Origin of the sequence: Mycobacteroides sp. H001 (assembly GCF_001440005.1) — a bacterium.
Classification (GTDB): Bacteria; Actinomycetota; Actinomycetes; order Mycobacteriales; family Mycobacteriaceae; genus Mycobacterium; species Mycobacterium gwanakae.
Genome location: NZ_LJYH01000018.1, coordinates 39,850 through 54,069 on the forward strand (window position 1 = coordinate 39,850; position 14,220 = coordinate 54,069).

A 14,220-nucleotide genomic window follows, 5' to 3' on the forward strand; every position below is an offset into this window, starting at 1 on the left:
ATGCAATAGAAGTGCACTGTCGGTGCTCAATGTGATGATCGGAGAATGACAGCCCGCATCCCATCGCGCGTGACCGAAGCGCACAGCCTCCTGGAGGTAACCCTGTTCGTATCCGATCCGAACAGGTCTGCTGAGTTCTATCGTGCGCTCGGCATTACGCTCTTCGAGAATTGTGAGCCGGGCTGCCCGACACATTACGACGGTGGTGTGGGTGAGGTGGTTCTTCAGCTCTGGCCGTCCCTGGAACGCCCAATATCCAAAGTGCAGTTGGGGCTTCGTGCCACCGATATCGGGGCGGTGAGCTTGGCGCTCGACGGGCTAGGAATCGGCTACGAGTTGCCCGGACCTCGGCGGCTTAGAGCATTCGATCCGGACGGAAACCGGGTTCACCTGTCGGATGTCTGAAGCTCAGCTCCCACCAGTCTCATCGCTAGCCCGGATGCCCTCACCGCCGGCCGCTGGATCGCGGCTCGCACCTCGGCCTCGGACCCGACCACCCGCACGCGCTCCTTGGCGCGCGTGACCGCGGTGTAGAACAGCTCGCGTGTCAGCAGCCGGGAATCTTCAGACGGCAGCAGCACCGTCACTTCCGTGGCCTGGCTGCCTTGCGACTTGTGAATCGTCATGGCGTGCATGGTTTCCACCTCGACCAAGCGGCTGGTCGCAAATGACGCCCCGCCGATCACCGCGCGCAAACCGTCAGTTTCGCCCACCGTTACGCCGGTATCCCCGTTGTACAGGCGCAATCCATAGTCATTGGCGGTCACCAGAATCGGGCGCCCCGCGTACCAGGCCGCCCAGTGTGGCTCGCCCGTCTCCTCAGTGATCCACCGCTCCACCTGTCGGTTCCAGTGCGTCACCCCGAATGGCCCATGCCGATGCGCACACAGCAGCCGGTGCTCGTCGAGCACGGCCAGTGCCGCCGTGGCGTCACCCGCCTGACTCGCCGCGCGCAATGCCAGCGCGTGGGGGACAAGCACATCGCGTAACCCATCTGAATCCGTCGACCACTTCACATGCGGATCGCCAGATGCCAGCACCTCCAGCGCACGATCCGCGTCTCCGTCACGCACCGCCGCAGCCAACGCGCCAATCGCCGCACCGAAACGGTGCGATGTGCGCAGTGCCGCCACTCGCTCGGACCCCAGGCCCTCGACCAGATCAGCCAGCACCGCGCCCGCCTCCACAGAGGCCAGCTGATCCGGATCACCCACCAGCAGCAGTCGGGCCTGCGGGCGCACCGCCTCCAACAATCGCGCCATCATGGTCAGCGACACCATCGACGTCTCGTCCACCACAATCACGTCGTGCGGCAACCGGTTTCCGCGCTCATGTCTAAAGCGGGACGACGTGTCGGGGCGCGATCCCAACAGACGATGCAGCGTGGTCGCCTGCAGCCCGGCAAGCCGCGATTGGTCGACGGGATCCAGCTTGCTCACCTCCAGCTGCACGGCTTCCTGCAGCCGGGCCGCGGCCTTGCCTGTCGGCGCCGCCAGTGCGATGCGCAGCGGCGACCCAGCAGACGACGATGCCTGCTCGGCCAGCAGCGCCAACAGCCGCGCCACCGTGGTCGTCTTACCCGTGCCGGGACCGCCCGTCAACACCGTAAGACCCTGCGACAGCGCAGTATCGGCGGCCGCGCGCTGTTCTTCGAATCCGGGCGGGAAAAGTCGCGCATAGGCGGGCACTTCGGCATGCGGTTGCGCGGCGGCGACCAAGGCCTGCATGTCCTCGCACACCTGCTGTTCCTCGCGCCAGTACCGATCGAGATACAGCAGTTCGCCGAAAAGCCGCAGCGTGGCCGGCGCACCTGTCAACGGACTCGCCCGCACCGCCGCCAACCAGGCGTCCGTAGCAGGCCACGGTAACGATGGCGCGTCCACCTGCGCCGCCACCGCGCGCAGATCCACACAGACCGACCCGCCGCGCAGCGCCCGCACCGCCAACGCGACCGCCAGCTCCACCGACTCATCCGTCTCGGCCGCCAATGTCGTCAACCGCTGCGCCACATGCACATCTGCCGGTTCGAGAATGTCGCCGAACGCCTCTATCAACCTCATGACAGCAGCTCCGACAGCGCGACCACCAGGGCCGCCGATGGCTGCCAGCTGAACACCCCGGTCGGATGTCCTTCCACCATCGGGGTATCCGCTCCGCACATGCCGCGCACAAACAGATACACCGCGCCGCCCAGGTGCTCCTCCGGTCGATACCCCGGTAGACGCCAGGACAGGAACCTATGCAGCACAACGCTGTACAGCAACGCCTGCAGTGGGTAGTCCGAATGCAACATGGCCTCCACCATGCGTGGCCTCGAATAGTCGGCAGCCGTTAACGGAGCGTCGCCGGTACCCAGCCAGTTGGTCTTATAGTCCACCACCACGTACCGCGAACCCACCCGCAGCACCGCATCGACGGAGCCCGACAGATACCCGCGCAGACTCTGGGCACCCAGGCCGGGTCCCGTCAGCCGTGACGCGTATACCGCCAGCGGATCATCGGCCGCAAGGTGCTTTCTCAACAGCGCGCCCACGTCGGCCAGCCGCGGGAACGAGCCGCCGGCGGCATCACCGCCCGCCAACGGAAACTCGAAATCCAGCTCGCATAAGCGATCCCGCAAGCCGATCTGGCGCAACGTCACGCCCGGCAGCAACGGACCTAGCGGAGTGTCATGCATCGGCTCCAGCGCTGCGGCCAACTCGGTGGCCGGAACCTCGACGGGCCATCGCTCCGCATGTTTCACCACCTGCGCCTGCAGTTCCCCAACCAGGTCCGGTGCGAACGGATCGGCGGTCTCCAGCACTGCGTGAACCAGCGACCCGAACGCGGCACCGGCCGGAAGCTCCGCCATGGGCGACGGCACGTCGGCACCTGCCGGTGTCGATCGCAACGGAATGTCGTCCACCTCGTCGTCCAGCTCGGTAACCTCCGGCTCGCTCGACACCCCCGACTCTTCGGCGGCGCGCAGCAGCCCCGAATACGAGGTGCGCCGCCACGCGGTATCGATCGGCCGATCAAACACCCGGACCGCGAGATCCTCGGAAACCGACGGCGCCGCGGTCGGAACAAATGGGGCGACCAGTGCCTCCTCGATCACGGGGCCGCCCTCGGCCTCCCATGCGCGCAGCCGCTTGAGCGCGTCCACGTCGGAAATCTTCGCGGGAGAACACCTGTCGGGAACCGGGGGATTCCCGGGAACACGTCCCCGCAACAGCCGAGACAGGCCGCCGTTGGGCTCATCGAAGGACGGCGCCCACCACGCCACCACCTGCGACTGCGCCCGCGTCAACGCCACATACGTGAGCCGGCTGGCATCACGGGCCGCCTCGGTACGGCCCGCCAGATCGGCCATCGAATAGTCGGGATCATCTCTGCCGCCGATATGCAGACAACGCACCCCATCTTCGTGATACAGCACGTAATCACGTTCCGGCGCATACCGATTGAATGAGAAAGGCAGATAGACGATGGGGAACTGCAACCCCTTGCTCACCCACACCGTCATGATCTGCACGGCCGCGGCATCACTGTCCAGCCGCCGGTTGCGTTCGGCCTCGGCCCCGCCCTCTGAACATTGCGCGCGCAACCAATCCCGCAGCGCGGCAAGCCCGAAGCCATTGCGGTGCGCCGTTTCCTGCAGCAGCTCCGTCAGGTGGGCAAGATCGGTCATCATCCGCTCGCCGCCCCGCCACGACAGCACCCGTCGTCCCATGCCGGCCAGCTGCGCGTCCTCGAGCACCGCCGCGACTCCGCGTTCGCGGGCTCGCCCCGCCCACGCGCGTAGGGTTCCGGCGATCTCATCGGTCAGCGATTCGCCGCCCGCAGCAAGAGTTTCCGCCGTCTCACCGAAGAACACCGTCGCCGCGGCGGCGCGCACCAGGCCGGGGCGATGTGGCTGATCGAATGCCTCCAACAGGTACAGCCAGTCCTGTGCCGCGTCGGAACTGAATACGTCGGTATCGCCGGTATAGACAGCGGGGATCCCGGCCTCGGCCAGTGCCGAGTGACATGCGCGCGCATCTTTGTGTGCCTCCACAATCACCGAGATGTCCCGGGCTTGGACCGGTCGGCCATCGAAAGTGGCGTCGCTGGAGAGCAGTGCGCCGATATCGGCGGCGAGATCCTTGCCGATGTTGCGCCGCAGATCTGCGATGGGAATCACCTTGATGCCATCCCGATTTCGCGACACCACCCGCAGCCGGAACGGGTCGTTGTGCGGGGCGCCCACCAGCCGATGCCCCCGGTGGTGAGCCTGGACGGCATGGACCACGATGTCCGGACCGCCCAGCTGTGCACCCCGCAGCACCGCCTGCAGCCGGTCGACCAACGCGGCATCACTGCGCCAGTTGGTGCCCAACGTCTGCTGGTCGCCGGCCGTGGCCGCTGCCCGTAGATAGGTGTCGATATCGCCACCGCGGAACGCGTATATGGCCTGCTTGGGGTCGCCGATCAGGACCAGTGTCGAGCGTCCGGAGAAGGCCCGCTCCAGCACCTGCCATTGCACCGGGTCGGTGTCCTGGAACTCGTCCACCATGACGATGGGCCAACGCTGGTGCATCCGTGCCCGCGCCGGGGAATCCGGGGCATCCAGCGCATCGGCCAGGCGGGTCAGCAGATCATCGAACCCGAGGATGCCGCGGCGGCGTTTACGGATCTCCAGCTGCTCCAGCACATCCCGGGCAAAGGTGAGAGCGGCCAGGGCATACGAGTCGGCCTCGGGTTCGCCTGGACGCAGCTGGGTGGCTGGATTGCGCACCACCTCCCTGGCCAGGCGCAACGCCGTCGGGTAACTCAGCGGCGGATTCTCACGTTCCTTGCCGAAATGCGTCAGATACCGGTCGTTGACGATCTCGCAGACCAAGTCATCCAGGTTCTCGACCAGCGTCAGACCGGAATCGCTATCCCCGGCGACCCCCAGGGACTTGAGCACGATATGGCAGAACTGATGGGTGGTGGCAATGGTCGCCGCGTCGAAACCGGCGAGTGCGTCCCGCAGCCGCCGCTGGCGTGTCTCGTGGTCGGCCGAGATCAGACACCGCGTCAGATCCGTGCGTGCCGTCGACGGATCCTCGAAGGCCCGCAACGCATCAACAATCTGGCCGCGAACCCGGTCGCGGAGTTCCTGGCTGGCGGCGCGCCCGAACGTGATGAGCAGCATCTGATCCAGCGTGGCGACACCCTCGGCGACGTACCGGGTGACCAAACCTGCCAACGCGAACGTCTTTCCGGTACCGGCGCTGGCCTCCAGCACTGTGGTGGAGCTCTCAACGGGCAGCGGCCCCAGCAGGTCGAAGCGTTTCATGAGCCCCGCTCCGCGCGCAGCAACGGCAGCCACAAGCGCGCGGAATACGCGCCGAGACGGTTCGTTTCGCCCTCGGTCTCTTCGCCGGGCCGCAGTGGCTGCATCAGATGGCGTAACCAGACACCCTTGCCGAACGCCCGCTCGACGGCCGGGTCCGCGTCCTCGCCGGGAAAATTGCCGGAGCGCCAACGATATCCGGCCTGCAGTTCGGGGTCGTCGCGTGTTTGACGGGCGTCTGCCCATGCGTAGGAGGTCTTGAGTGGCAACGGCAGCGGCTCACGGCGTCCGGCGTCGTAGATGGCCACCAGGTCGCGTAGTACGCCTACCGGATCGGTGGGCCGCCCGAGCGTTCGCGCCAGTGGTTTAGGGCCACGCCGGGCGCGCCCGATGCACACCGCCGACCAGTCCTGCTGAGGATCGTGTGCCGTCAATGCCGCCAACGCAATCCACGATTGCAGCAGATGTTTGGCATCGAGCCGCGAATAGGTGACTGACACCAGTCGCTCGCCGAACACCGGGGAGACGGTGCCGGTGAGCCGGCGGCCATCCCCGAGATCGATATCGATGTCGAAGGCTCGGGTGTCGTCCGTTCGGTACCCCCCGGTCTCCTCGGCGAGAGCGGCGCAGCGGTCCCGCAGTTCGGAGACCCGTCGCCAGCCCAGCTGGCCTGGGGGCAATGTGCCGCGCCGCCATTCGGCCTGCTGGGCGTCGACTGGCGACATACCGCGCAGCATGTCGGCCAGCATGCGGTCACCCACCGTCCACTCTTCCAGCGCGTCGATCTCGACGGGCATGTCATCGGATACGCCGTCCACATCCCACGGCAGGGTGTAGTCCAGGGCGCGGAAGAAGCCCTTGATGGGGTGGTTGAAGAACGCTGCGAGGTCCGTCAATGCCACATCGGTGACGGCCGGTGCTGGTAGCGGACCGGAGATGAACGGGGGCCGTTCGGCCCGCGCACCAGTGGCGGCGCGGGCGGCGATCAGGGCGGTGGCGTCGAAGGTGAAGGGGTGCCCGGGAATCACACCGTCCGGTGTCACATTGCGAATATCGAACGGCTGCAATGGGTGCACCACCTGAATACGCGAGCGCACCGGCTGCGGCGTAGTAATGTCCAACGCGTCCAGCAGCTCGGCCAGCGGAACGGCTGGCGGGCGGGACTGGCCCGAGTATTCGTTGGCCCCGGTGTAGGTGAGCACCAGGATTTCGGTGGCGGCGCCGATCGCGTCGAGCAGTAATTGCCGATCCTCGGAACGGATATCGCGTTCACCCGTCATCGGATCGCGGGCCAGTGCATCGTCCCCGTCGACGGCGCCGAGCCGCGGAAACACGCCGTCATCGAGCCCGACAAGACAGACCACCCGATGCGGAACCGAACGCATGGGCACCATGGTGCAGACGGTCAGGGTGCCGGTGCGGAAGTTGGCGCGCGTCGGTCGTCCCGCCAGATGGCGATCCAGAAGCGCGCGAATATCACTGAGCCGCAATGATATCGGTTCGGCTTCGGATTGGATGTCCGCGAACTCGCGCAGCATTTGGGCGCGGGGCCAGTCCTCCGCGTCCGCGGCAAGGGCATCGATACCCGTCGACAGGGCGGATAACCACTTGTCTAGGGGGCGGGTGCCGGTCAGTGAAGTGACAGCGGTGTGCAGCCGGGAAATGAACTCGGCGAAGCGACCGGCCAGCTCGACGCGGTTACTGCTCACATCGTCGAGCGGCAGCGTGGCGCCCAACCAAGCGTGTGAATCCTCGGACATCGCCACCCCGGCCAGTACCCGATCGATACCGAAACGCCATGTGTTGTGCAGGAAGTAGACGCCGTAGGGCGCGCGATGTTCGGGGTCGAATCCCCAACGGATGTTCGCCTCGCGCACCCAGGCGGTGATCGCGTCCAGATCGTCGTCGGTGAAACCGAATCGCATGCGCACCGGTGCCGACCCCGCAAGGTTGAGAACCTCGCTGGCCGTGGCCCGCCCACTGGCCAGGCCCAGCACCTGTGCGGCCACCGTCAGCAGCGGATTGGTTTGCACCAGAGCACGATCGGCAAGTCGCACCCGCAGCTGATGTGCCGGATGAGCGCCGGGCACCGACTCGCCAAGGCCGAACCGGGCCGATATCAACGGTGCGTACGTCTCGATATCCGGGCACATGACGAGAATGTCGCGCGGCTCCAGCGTCAGGTCGTCGGCGAGTAGTCCCAGCAGCACCTCCCGCAGCACATCGATCTGCCGCGCGGGGCCGTGGCAGGAATGCACCTGCACCGAGCGGTCACGCGCCGTGAGTTCTCTTCCGTGCGGACGTATTTCGTCGGCCGCGAGATCGGATTGCAGCCAGCCCAGCAGGGTGTCTGAAAATGGCGTGACACCAAGGTATTCGTCGGACTCAGGGCTGGGCAGCACGCGTTGCAGCTCGCGCACATCCCGGCCCAGCGTGGCCAGCAGCGGGTGGCGCACCACCCGATGCCCGGCGTCCACGCGCCGCGGAACCGGGACGCGCTCGTCGCGCAGGGCGTGCCAGAGCGTGTCGCTGGGGTGCGGTAGCCACAGGTACAGGTCGTGGTGCGTGGCCAGTGCCGCGAGCAGTTCGACATCGGTCACCGGTAGCCGGGTGTGCCCGAACAAGGATATCCGCGCAGGCAGCTCCGACGGCGCCTCCCGCAGCCGCGCCAGAACGGTGGCGTGCCGGACATGTGGAGGGGCGGCGCCGACCCGCGACACCAGCGCCCGCCATAGCGGAGGCTGCCACGCCAGATCCGGCTCCACCGCGTCGCCGTCGAGCCAGGAGATCAACAACTGCGGGCGCTGCCGCGCATAGGACGCGAACAATCCGGCAAGCCGCCGCGCCACGGCATAACGCCGGCCCTGGCGCAGCTCGCGTTCCTCCCCGGCTTCGAACAGCCCGAGATGCGTGGCCAGCGGCGTGGCCCAGGGTTGGTCCAGGTTTTCGTCGATCGCCGAGAGCAGTGGCCAGACCAGCGCATCAGGTGACCACGGATCGTCGTCGAGAGTGTCGGTGATCTCGGCGACGAGCGAGCGCGGGCTCCGGAACTGCACCCCGGCGCACACTCCGAGCCGGTCCGATAGCCGTTGACTCAGCCACCGTTCGACGCCCTTGGCCGGTACCAGTACCAGCTCTTGAGCAAAAGGATCCAGCATCGGTTCGGCCAGCAGCCGGGCGAGCCCGTCGGCGAGCGTGTCGGTGCGCTCGGCCCGGCGCAGGTGAAGTGCCATCGCCGCAACGATAGAACCCGGGGTAGATGAGACAGTGGGTAAGTGCGGCATAGCGGCATGTCGGAGATTCCGGCTTTCCTAGCCCACGCTGTTAGTCTCCGAAGAACGCCGGAATTGGGTCGCGGGGAGGCGTGCTCGACCGGTTGATCGCAATGAAGCGCGAAAGAGCTGGTAGCGAGCTTGACGGAGAGAGTTGTGCGCGGCGGAGAGATCAAGGCCTTAACGGGACTTCGGATCATCGCGGCGTTCTGGGTCGTCCTCTTCCACTTCCGCCCATTGTTGGAGCAAGCAGCCCCCGGATTCCGGTCGGCGCTGAACCCGATCCTCAACTGCGGCGCCCAGGGCGTTGACCTCTTCTTCATCCTCAGCGGATTCGTGCTGACGTGGAATTACCTCGACCGGATGGGCCACCGCTGGTCCACCCGCGAGACGCTCCATTTCCTGTGGCTGCGTCTGGCCCGGGTCTGGCCCGTCTACCTGGTCACCATGCACCTGGCGGCGCTGTGGGTCATCTTCACCATGCATGTCGGCCACGTGCCCGAACGCATCGACACCTTTGACGCCACCAACTACGTGCGCCAGCTGTTCATGGTGCAGCTGTGGTTCCGTCCGTACTTCGATCTGTCCAGTTGGAACGGTCCGGCCTGGTCGATCAGCGCCGAGTGGTTGGCCTACCTGCTCTTCGGCGGTCTGGTCCTGGTCATCTTCCGGATGGCGCACGCCACCCGCGCCCGCAGCCTGATGGTGCTGGCCGTGGTGGCCTCCCTGCCGCCAGTCATGCTGCTACTACTGACCGGGCAGTTCTACACCCCGTGGAGCTGGCTGCCACGCATCGTCATGCAGTTCACCGCCGGTGCGCTCGCCTGCGCGGCGGTGAGCCGACTGAAGTTGTCGCACCGTTCCCGCCACATCGCCGGCTACACGGCATTGCTGATCGTGGCCGCGATCGTGGGCGCGCTGTACTTCCTGGACGCACACCCGATCTCCGGCGTCGTCGATAGCAGCGGCGTGGTGGACGTGCTGTTTGTGCCGCTGGTGATGGCGTTGGCGATAGGCATCGGCCCACTGCCGACGCTGCTGTCGACGCGCATCATGGTTTACGGCGGCCAGATCTCCTTCGGGCTGTACATGGTGCACGAGCTGGTGCACGTCTCCTGGACATGGGCGACCAAGCAATTCGAACTCTCGCTACTGGACCCCGGCGGGGGCTGGATCGTCAGCGGTCTGCTGGTGATTGCGGTAGTGCTGTCCATGGCGCTGTACCACTGGGTGGAGGAACCCGGACGCCGCTGGATGCGCCGGATGATCGGCGTCACCAAGCCCGCCATCACCGATCACCACGTTCCGCACAATGGCCATAAACACCAGGTGCCCGCGGACGTGACGGATCCCGATCGGGAGCCGGTGTCGACCGGTGTAACGAGTCGATAGTTTCAAACGAATAACGCTGTGCCGCAGCCGGGTTTGAGGCCCCCTAAAATGCTGGGGACAGTGGAGGTAGCAGTGGTTCGTCTGGCGGCGTTCGTCATCGCATTCGTGTTTCTCTTCGGGGTGGCTGCCCCGCAGCCCGCGCCGGCGCGCCCCTACCGACTGGCCTACTTAGGTTCCGGACTGAACCATGTCGCGGTGGTCAGCGACTCGTACACCACCGGCACCAAGGAAGGTGGCCTGGGCGCCAAATCGTGGACATCGCTGGCGTGGCGGATCTTGGGGCGCGAAGGTGTCCGCATCAACGCTGACGTCGCCGCCGAAGGGCGCGCCGGATACGGCGTGCGCGGTGACCACGGCAGCGTCTTCGCCGACCTCACCGACCGGGTAGTGCGTCCCGACGACGAGCTGGTGGTGTTCTTCGGTTCGCGCAACGACCAGGATGTCGATCCGGATGTGTATGCAGAGGCGACCCGTCGCACGCTGGCATCGGCACGGCGCACGGCGCCGGCGGCCAAGCTGCTCGTGATCGGCCCACCGTGGCCGACGGCCGACGTACCCGACGTGGTGCTGCAGCTGCGCGACATTCTGTACGGCGAGGCCCATGCGATCGGTGCGTCGTGGGTGGATCCGCTGGCCGAACGCTGGTTCGTGGGACGCCCGGAGCTGATCGGCTCGGACGGTGTGCACCCCAACGATGCCGGGCACGCCTACATGGCCGACAAGATCGCCCCGCTCATCGGTACCCGGCTGACCCGTCGGCTCTGAGAGTAGAGTCCAGGCATGACGCGGATCGTGTGGGTGACCGGAATTGCCTTGGCAGCGTTCGCTTTTACGGGCTGTGGTTCACCATCGACGGAGAAGAAAACCGTGTCCACGTCGGCAGCGCCATCCTCGACATCGCTCCCCGAGCCTTCGCGCAAGGTAGTGCCGCCGGGCGGTGTCTACTGGAATCCGGTGACCCAGCAGCCAGAAGAGAAGCCCACACAGATCGTGCTGACCCCTGCCGACGCCGGAGACATGCTTGTCGACATCACCTGGGACAGCTGGACGCAGCAGCAGGCCACTGGGAAGGCAGTCCGCGCGACCAAGGACTGTGTCCCCGACTGCGCGACGGGCGGGACAACCCGTCGGGACGTCACGCTGACCTTCCAGGACTCGAAGGCGCTTCCCGATGACGCAGGCTGGTGGCAGTTCACCAAGCTGATCATCACCGATCGGGACGCTAAGGCCGAGACCATCGACATGCCGGTGACCGCGCAATAGGAGCGCGCTAGTTGGCGATCACGTCCAAGGTGCCGAATAGCGTGAGCCCCGCAGCACGAGCCAGCGCGCTGGACGCGGAGTTGTCCACCTGGCATCGGTACTGCGGCTCGTAACCCCGCGCACACGCGTACCGGAACACGGCACGCACCAGCTGCCGGGCGTGGCCTCTGCCGCGGAATATCGGCAGCGTTAGTACTCCGAGGTCCATGATCGCCGCGCCCTCCCACTGATAGATGCTGGAGACGGCGACGAGGCGGCCGTTGTCGAAGGAGCCGAACACCGCCCAATGACCCAACTCCACTTGGGCATTGTCCAAGTCATCGACCGAAGCAACCGATTCGAATGCCGAGAAGATTGCCTTGTCGTCGGCTGTGAGCTGACGGACATCGCCCGTAGGTACCTCGGCCACGAGTGCATCGCGCGCATCGTCGTTGAAGTAGAACAGGTTGTCCGCGCCATGCATGGTGATATCGGCCTTGTCGAGGCTTTCCCAGAATTCCGAAACTGTCTGGACACCATCGATTCCCGCACGTGCGCAGAGGTCAGGCGCGAGGGCGACGCTGGTCTTGCCGTCAACCGTCGTGAGCACCATCAGCCGGCTGTCCTCATCGAGATCGGGGTAGACGGCGAGTTGGAATTCATCGCCACTGTGTAGGACGCTGCCCCGGCCAAGGTAACCATGCCAGAAGTCCGTGACGATCGGGGAGAAGTGAGGCATCGGCTCTATCTTTTGGAGGTAATCGGTTATGGCACAAACGGATCCAGACTAGAGACCGTGCTGAGGCGGTGCCACCGAATATTGCGGTGCGCCCAAAGAATCAGGCCGCCCACGTCCCGAAGGACACAGGCGGCCTGATCTGTATGCAGTGCTAGGGCGTCAGCCCATCAACGACGTCAGCAGTGGGTTGCCCGAGGTCTCGGCCCGCTTCTCGGGGTCGGTGCAGTCCTTCCACTTGCCGTTCTCCAGCACGAACTCGCGCTGCTGATTGGCGGTCACGTCGTGGCCCTGCGCGGTGACCCCAGCGGTCGCCGTCGGTCCGGTGACGTTGATGTCGTGGACGTCGTAGGTGACGCCGGACAGCACCTCTTTGGCTGCCGCGCGGAACGACGAACGGTAGGCCTTGTCGTCATTGTTCTGGATCGCGGTGGTCAGCGCCTGGGTGGTCGGCCCGGAGACCCCGGCTGCCGACGCCACAGCGCTGATCATGCTCGGCCCGTACCCAGCGACCTGACCGATCGGGGGGATCTGGTCATCAGCAGACTTCGAGGCGATCGTGCCCCGGTACTTGTCGCAGAAGAAGGTCGAGAGGGTGGCGTTGTCGAGCGACTTGATGGCCGAAGCCTCGCCCGAGATGATCTGCCGGATCTGCTGGTCATCGGCGGGTGCGGCGGCGGCCAGCGCCGGTCCGCTGAGGGCGGCCGCCAGCGCGATCACACCGGCGCCCACAAGGCGATTCTTCATGTAAAGCTCCCATTCGTCGGGTTTTGTCAAACCTTACCGAAAGAAATGTCGTGTGCTTCCGCTTAGCTGTTACCGGTACATAGCGACCAGGAGCACCACCGCTGCCAGCAGGCCGATCAGCATCACGGCCTTGCGCAGCTTCCAGACGATAAGCACACCGATAGCGATGGCCGCGAGGGCGACAGGATTCGACGCGAGTTCAGAGACGGCCATGCGTCCACCATGGCACGGTGCAGAGACGACCCGCTGCTGCGCCATGCGGATGAAAAAGGCCCGACCGGGGGGATCCCTGGTCAGGCCTTACTTCTAGCGTCGGGGTGGCGGGATTCGAACCCACGACCTCTTCGTCCCGAACGAAGCGCGCTACCAAGCTGCGCCACACCCCGCTTTGAAGCCACGCAAGGGTATCGCATCGGGGCCTTCAGTCGCGAATGCGTAGATCCGGGGGCATCACGCGGGCGTTGCGTCGACTAACCCCACCGACCGGTGTTCTCGAACTCGGCCAGACGCTCCGTGGGGGCCGACAGGTCGAAGCCCTGCTCACTGACCCAGGCGTCATCGAAGTAGGTTTCGGCATACCGGTCACCGGTGTCGGCCAGCAGTGTCACCACCGACCCGGGGACACCGTCACGCACCATTTCCGAGATCACCCGGAACGCGCCGGACAGGTTGGTTCCCGTTGACGCACCCACCCGACGGCCCAGCACGGCGCTGGCATGCCGCGTGAGCGCCACCGACTCCGCATCGGGTATCTGCTCCATACGGTCCACCACGGTGGGCAGGAATGAAGGCTCGACGCGAGGACGTCCGATGCCCTCGATACGCGATGAAATCCCGGTCACCACATCATGTCCGGCGATGTAGGACGGGTAGAACGCCGAGTTGTCCGGGTCCACCACACACAGTTTCGTGGGGTAGCGGCGATAGCGGATGTACCGTCCGATGGTTGCGCTGGTACCGCCGGTACCGGCCCCGACCACGATCCACGTTGGCAGCGGGTGCTTTTCGTAGTGCATCTGCGTAAAGATCGATTCGGCGATGTTGTTGTTGCCACGCCAGTCGGTCGCACGTTCGGCGTTGGTGAACTGGTCCAGATAGTGTCCACCGGATTCGTCGGCGAGCCGCTGTGCCTCGGCATAGACCTGCTGTGCCTGGTCGACGAAATGGCAACTGCCGCCTTGAGACTCGATCAGGGCGATCTTGCTGGGACTAGTTGAGGCCGTCATCACCGCGATGAAAGGCAGCCCCAGCAGCTGCGCAAAGTAAGCCTCGGACACCGCGGTCGAACCGGACGAGGCCTCCACGACCGTGGTGCCTTCCCGGATGAACCCGTTACACAGCGCGTACAGGAAAAGTGAACGCGCCAAACGATGTTTCAGGCTGCCGGTGATGTGAGTGGACTCGTCCTTGAGATATAGCTGAACGTCGGCTGCTTATCTGTAGCTAAATCGGATCGATGTGCGAAACATTGAGCTCCATCTGCAGCTATACCATCAAGTACATGTCCCTTATGAGGGGGCCGAGCAATACAA

The 14,220-nt window shown here is 65.5% G+C and carries 10 protein-coding genes, 1 tRNA gene and 1 pseudogene; 4 read left to right on the forward strand and 8 right to left on the reverse strand.

Annotated elements, in window-relative coordinates; all coding sequences use genetic code 11:
- Nucleotides 1-45: 45 nt before the first annotated feature.
- Nucleotides 46-405 carry a VOC family protein gene (locus AOT83_RS01185; RefSeq protein ID WP_057965835.1) on the forward strand — a complete coding sequence of 120 codons (360 nt, stop codon included), beginning with the start codon at nt 46-48 and terminating at the stop codon, nt 403-405.
- Here the strand turns inward: AOT83_RS01185 and recD are convergent.
- From recD to recC, 3 genes are read right to left on the reverse strand one after another with little or no spacing between them, the layout of a single operon-like run.
- Nucleotides 387-2,060 carry an exodeoxyribonuclease V subunit alpha gene (gene recD, locus AOT83_RS01190; RefSeq protein WP_057965834.1) on the reverse strand — a complete coding sequence of 558 codons (1,674 nt, stop codon included), beginning with the start codon at nt 2,058-2,060 and terminating at the stop codon, nt 387-389. The two genes, AOT83_RS01185 and recD, sit on opposite strands and share 19 nt — an antisense overlap.
- Complete coding sequence (gene recB / locus AOT83_RS01195; protein ID WP_057965857.1) at nt 2,057-5,302, reverse strand: exodeoxyribonuclease V subunit beta; 3,246 nt, start codon at nt 5,300-5,302, stop codon at nt 2,057-2,059. Before recB ends, recD begins: the two co-directional genes overlap by 4 nt.
- Nucleotides 5,299-8,532 (reverse strand): exodeoxyribonuclease V subunit gamma, encoded by a 3,234-nt coding sequence (gene recC / locus AOT83_RS01200; protein WP_057965833.1) that lies wholly within the window; start codon nt 8,530-8,532, stop codon nt 5,299-5,301. Before recC ends, recB begins: the two co-directional genes overlap by 4 nt.
- 195 nt (nt 8,533-8,727) lie before the next feature.
- Between recC and AOT83_RS01205 the strand changes: the two genes are divergently transcribed.
- The 3 genes from AOT83_RS01205 to AOT83_RS01215 all read left to right on the forward strand — a co-directional run bounded on the left by AOT83_RS01205 (nt 8,728) and on the right by AOT83_RS01215 (nt 11,226).
- Nucleotides 8,728-9,963 carry an acyltransferase gene (locus AOT83_RS01205; RefSeq protein ID WP_057965832.1) on the forward strand — a complete coding sequence of 412 codons (1,236 nt, stop codon included), beginning with the start codon at nt 8,728-8,730 and terminating at the stop codon, nt 9,961-9,963.
- Nucleotides 9,964-10,035: 72 nt separating this feature from the next.
- Nucleotides 10,036-10,728, forward strand: a complete 693-nt coding sequence (locus AOT83_RS01210; RefSeq protein WP_046252308.1) for a GDSL lipase — start codon at nt 10,036-10,038, stop codon at nt 10,726-10,728.
- A 15-nt stretch (nt 10,729-10,743) separates the two neighbouring features.
- Nucleotides 10,744-11,226, forward strand: coding sequence for a hypothetical protein (locus AOT83_RS01215; RefSeq protein WP_057965831.1), 483 nt, complete (start codon nt 10,744-10,746; stop codon nt 11,224-11,226).
- Between the two features lie 7 nt (nt 11,227-11,233).
- On the opposite strand, the gene AOT83_RS01220 is transcribed toward AOT83_RS01215, so the two are convergent.
- From AOT83_RS01220 to AOT83_RS01235, 5 genes and pseudogenes are all read right to left on the reverse strand, one after another.
- Nucleotides 11,234-11,944, reverse strand: a complete 711-nt coding sequence (locus AOT83_RS01220) for a GNAT family N-acetyltransferase (RefSeq protein WP_057965830.1) — start codon at nt 11,942-11,944, stop codon at nt 11,234-11,236.
- A gap of 159 nt (nt 11,945-12,103) precedes the next feature.
- Nucleotides 12,104-12,688 carry a hypothetical protein gene (locus AOT83_RS01225; RefSeq protein WP_030095914.1) on the reverse strand — a complete coding sequence of 195 codons (585 nt, stop codon included), beginning with the start codon at nt 12,686-12,688 and terminating at the stop codon, nt 12,104-12,106.
- A gap of 69 nt (nt 12,689-12,757) precedes the next feature.
- Nucleotides 12,758-12,901, reverse strand: a complete 144-nt coding sequence (locus tag AOT83_RS27745) for a hypothetical protein (protein ID WP_030095913.1) — start codon at nt 12,899-12,901, stop codon at nt 12,758-12,760.
- Nucleotides 12,902-13,000: 99 nt separating this feature from the next.
- Nucleotides 13,001-13,074: transfer RNA gene (locus AOT83_RS01230), tRNA-Pro, on the reverse strand.
- An 84-nt stretch (nt 13,075-13,158) separates the two neighbouring features.
- Nucleotides 13,159-14,115, reverse strand: a pseudogene (locus AOT83_RS01235) (PLP-dependent cysteine synthase family protein); the annotation flags it as partial.
- Nucleotides 14,116-14,220 lie beyond the last annotated feature (105 nt).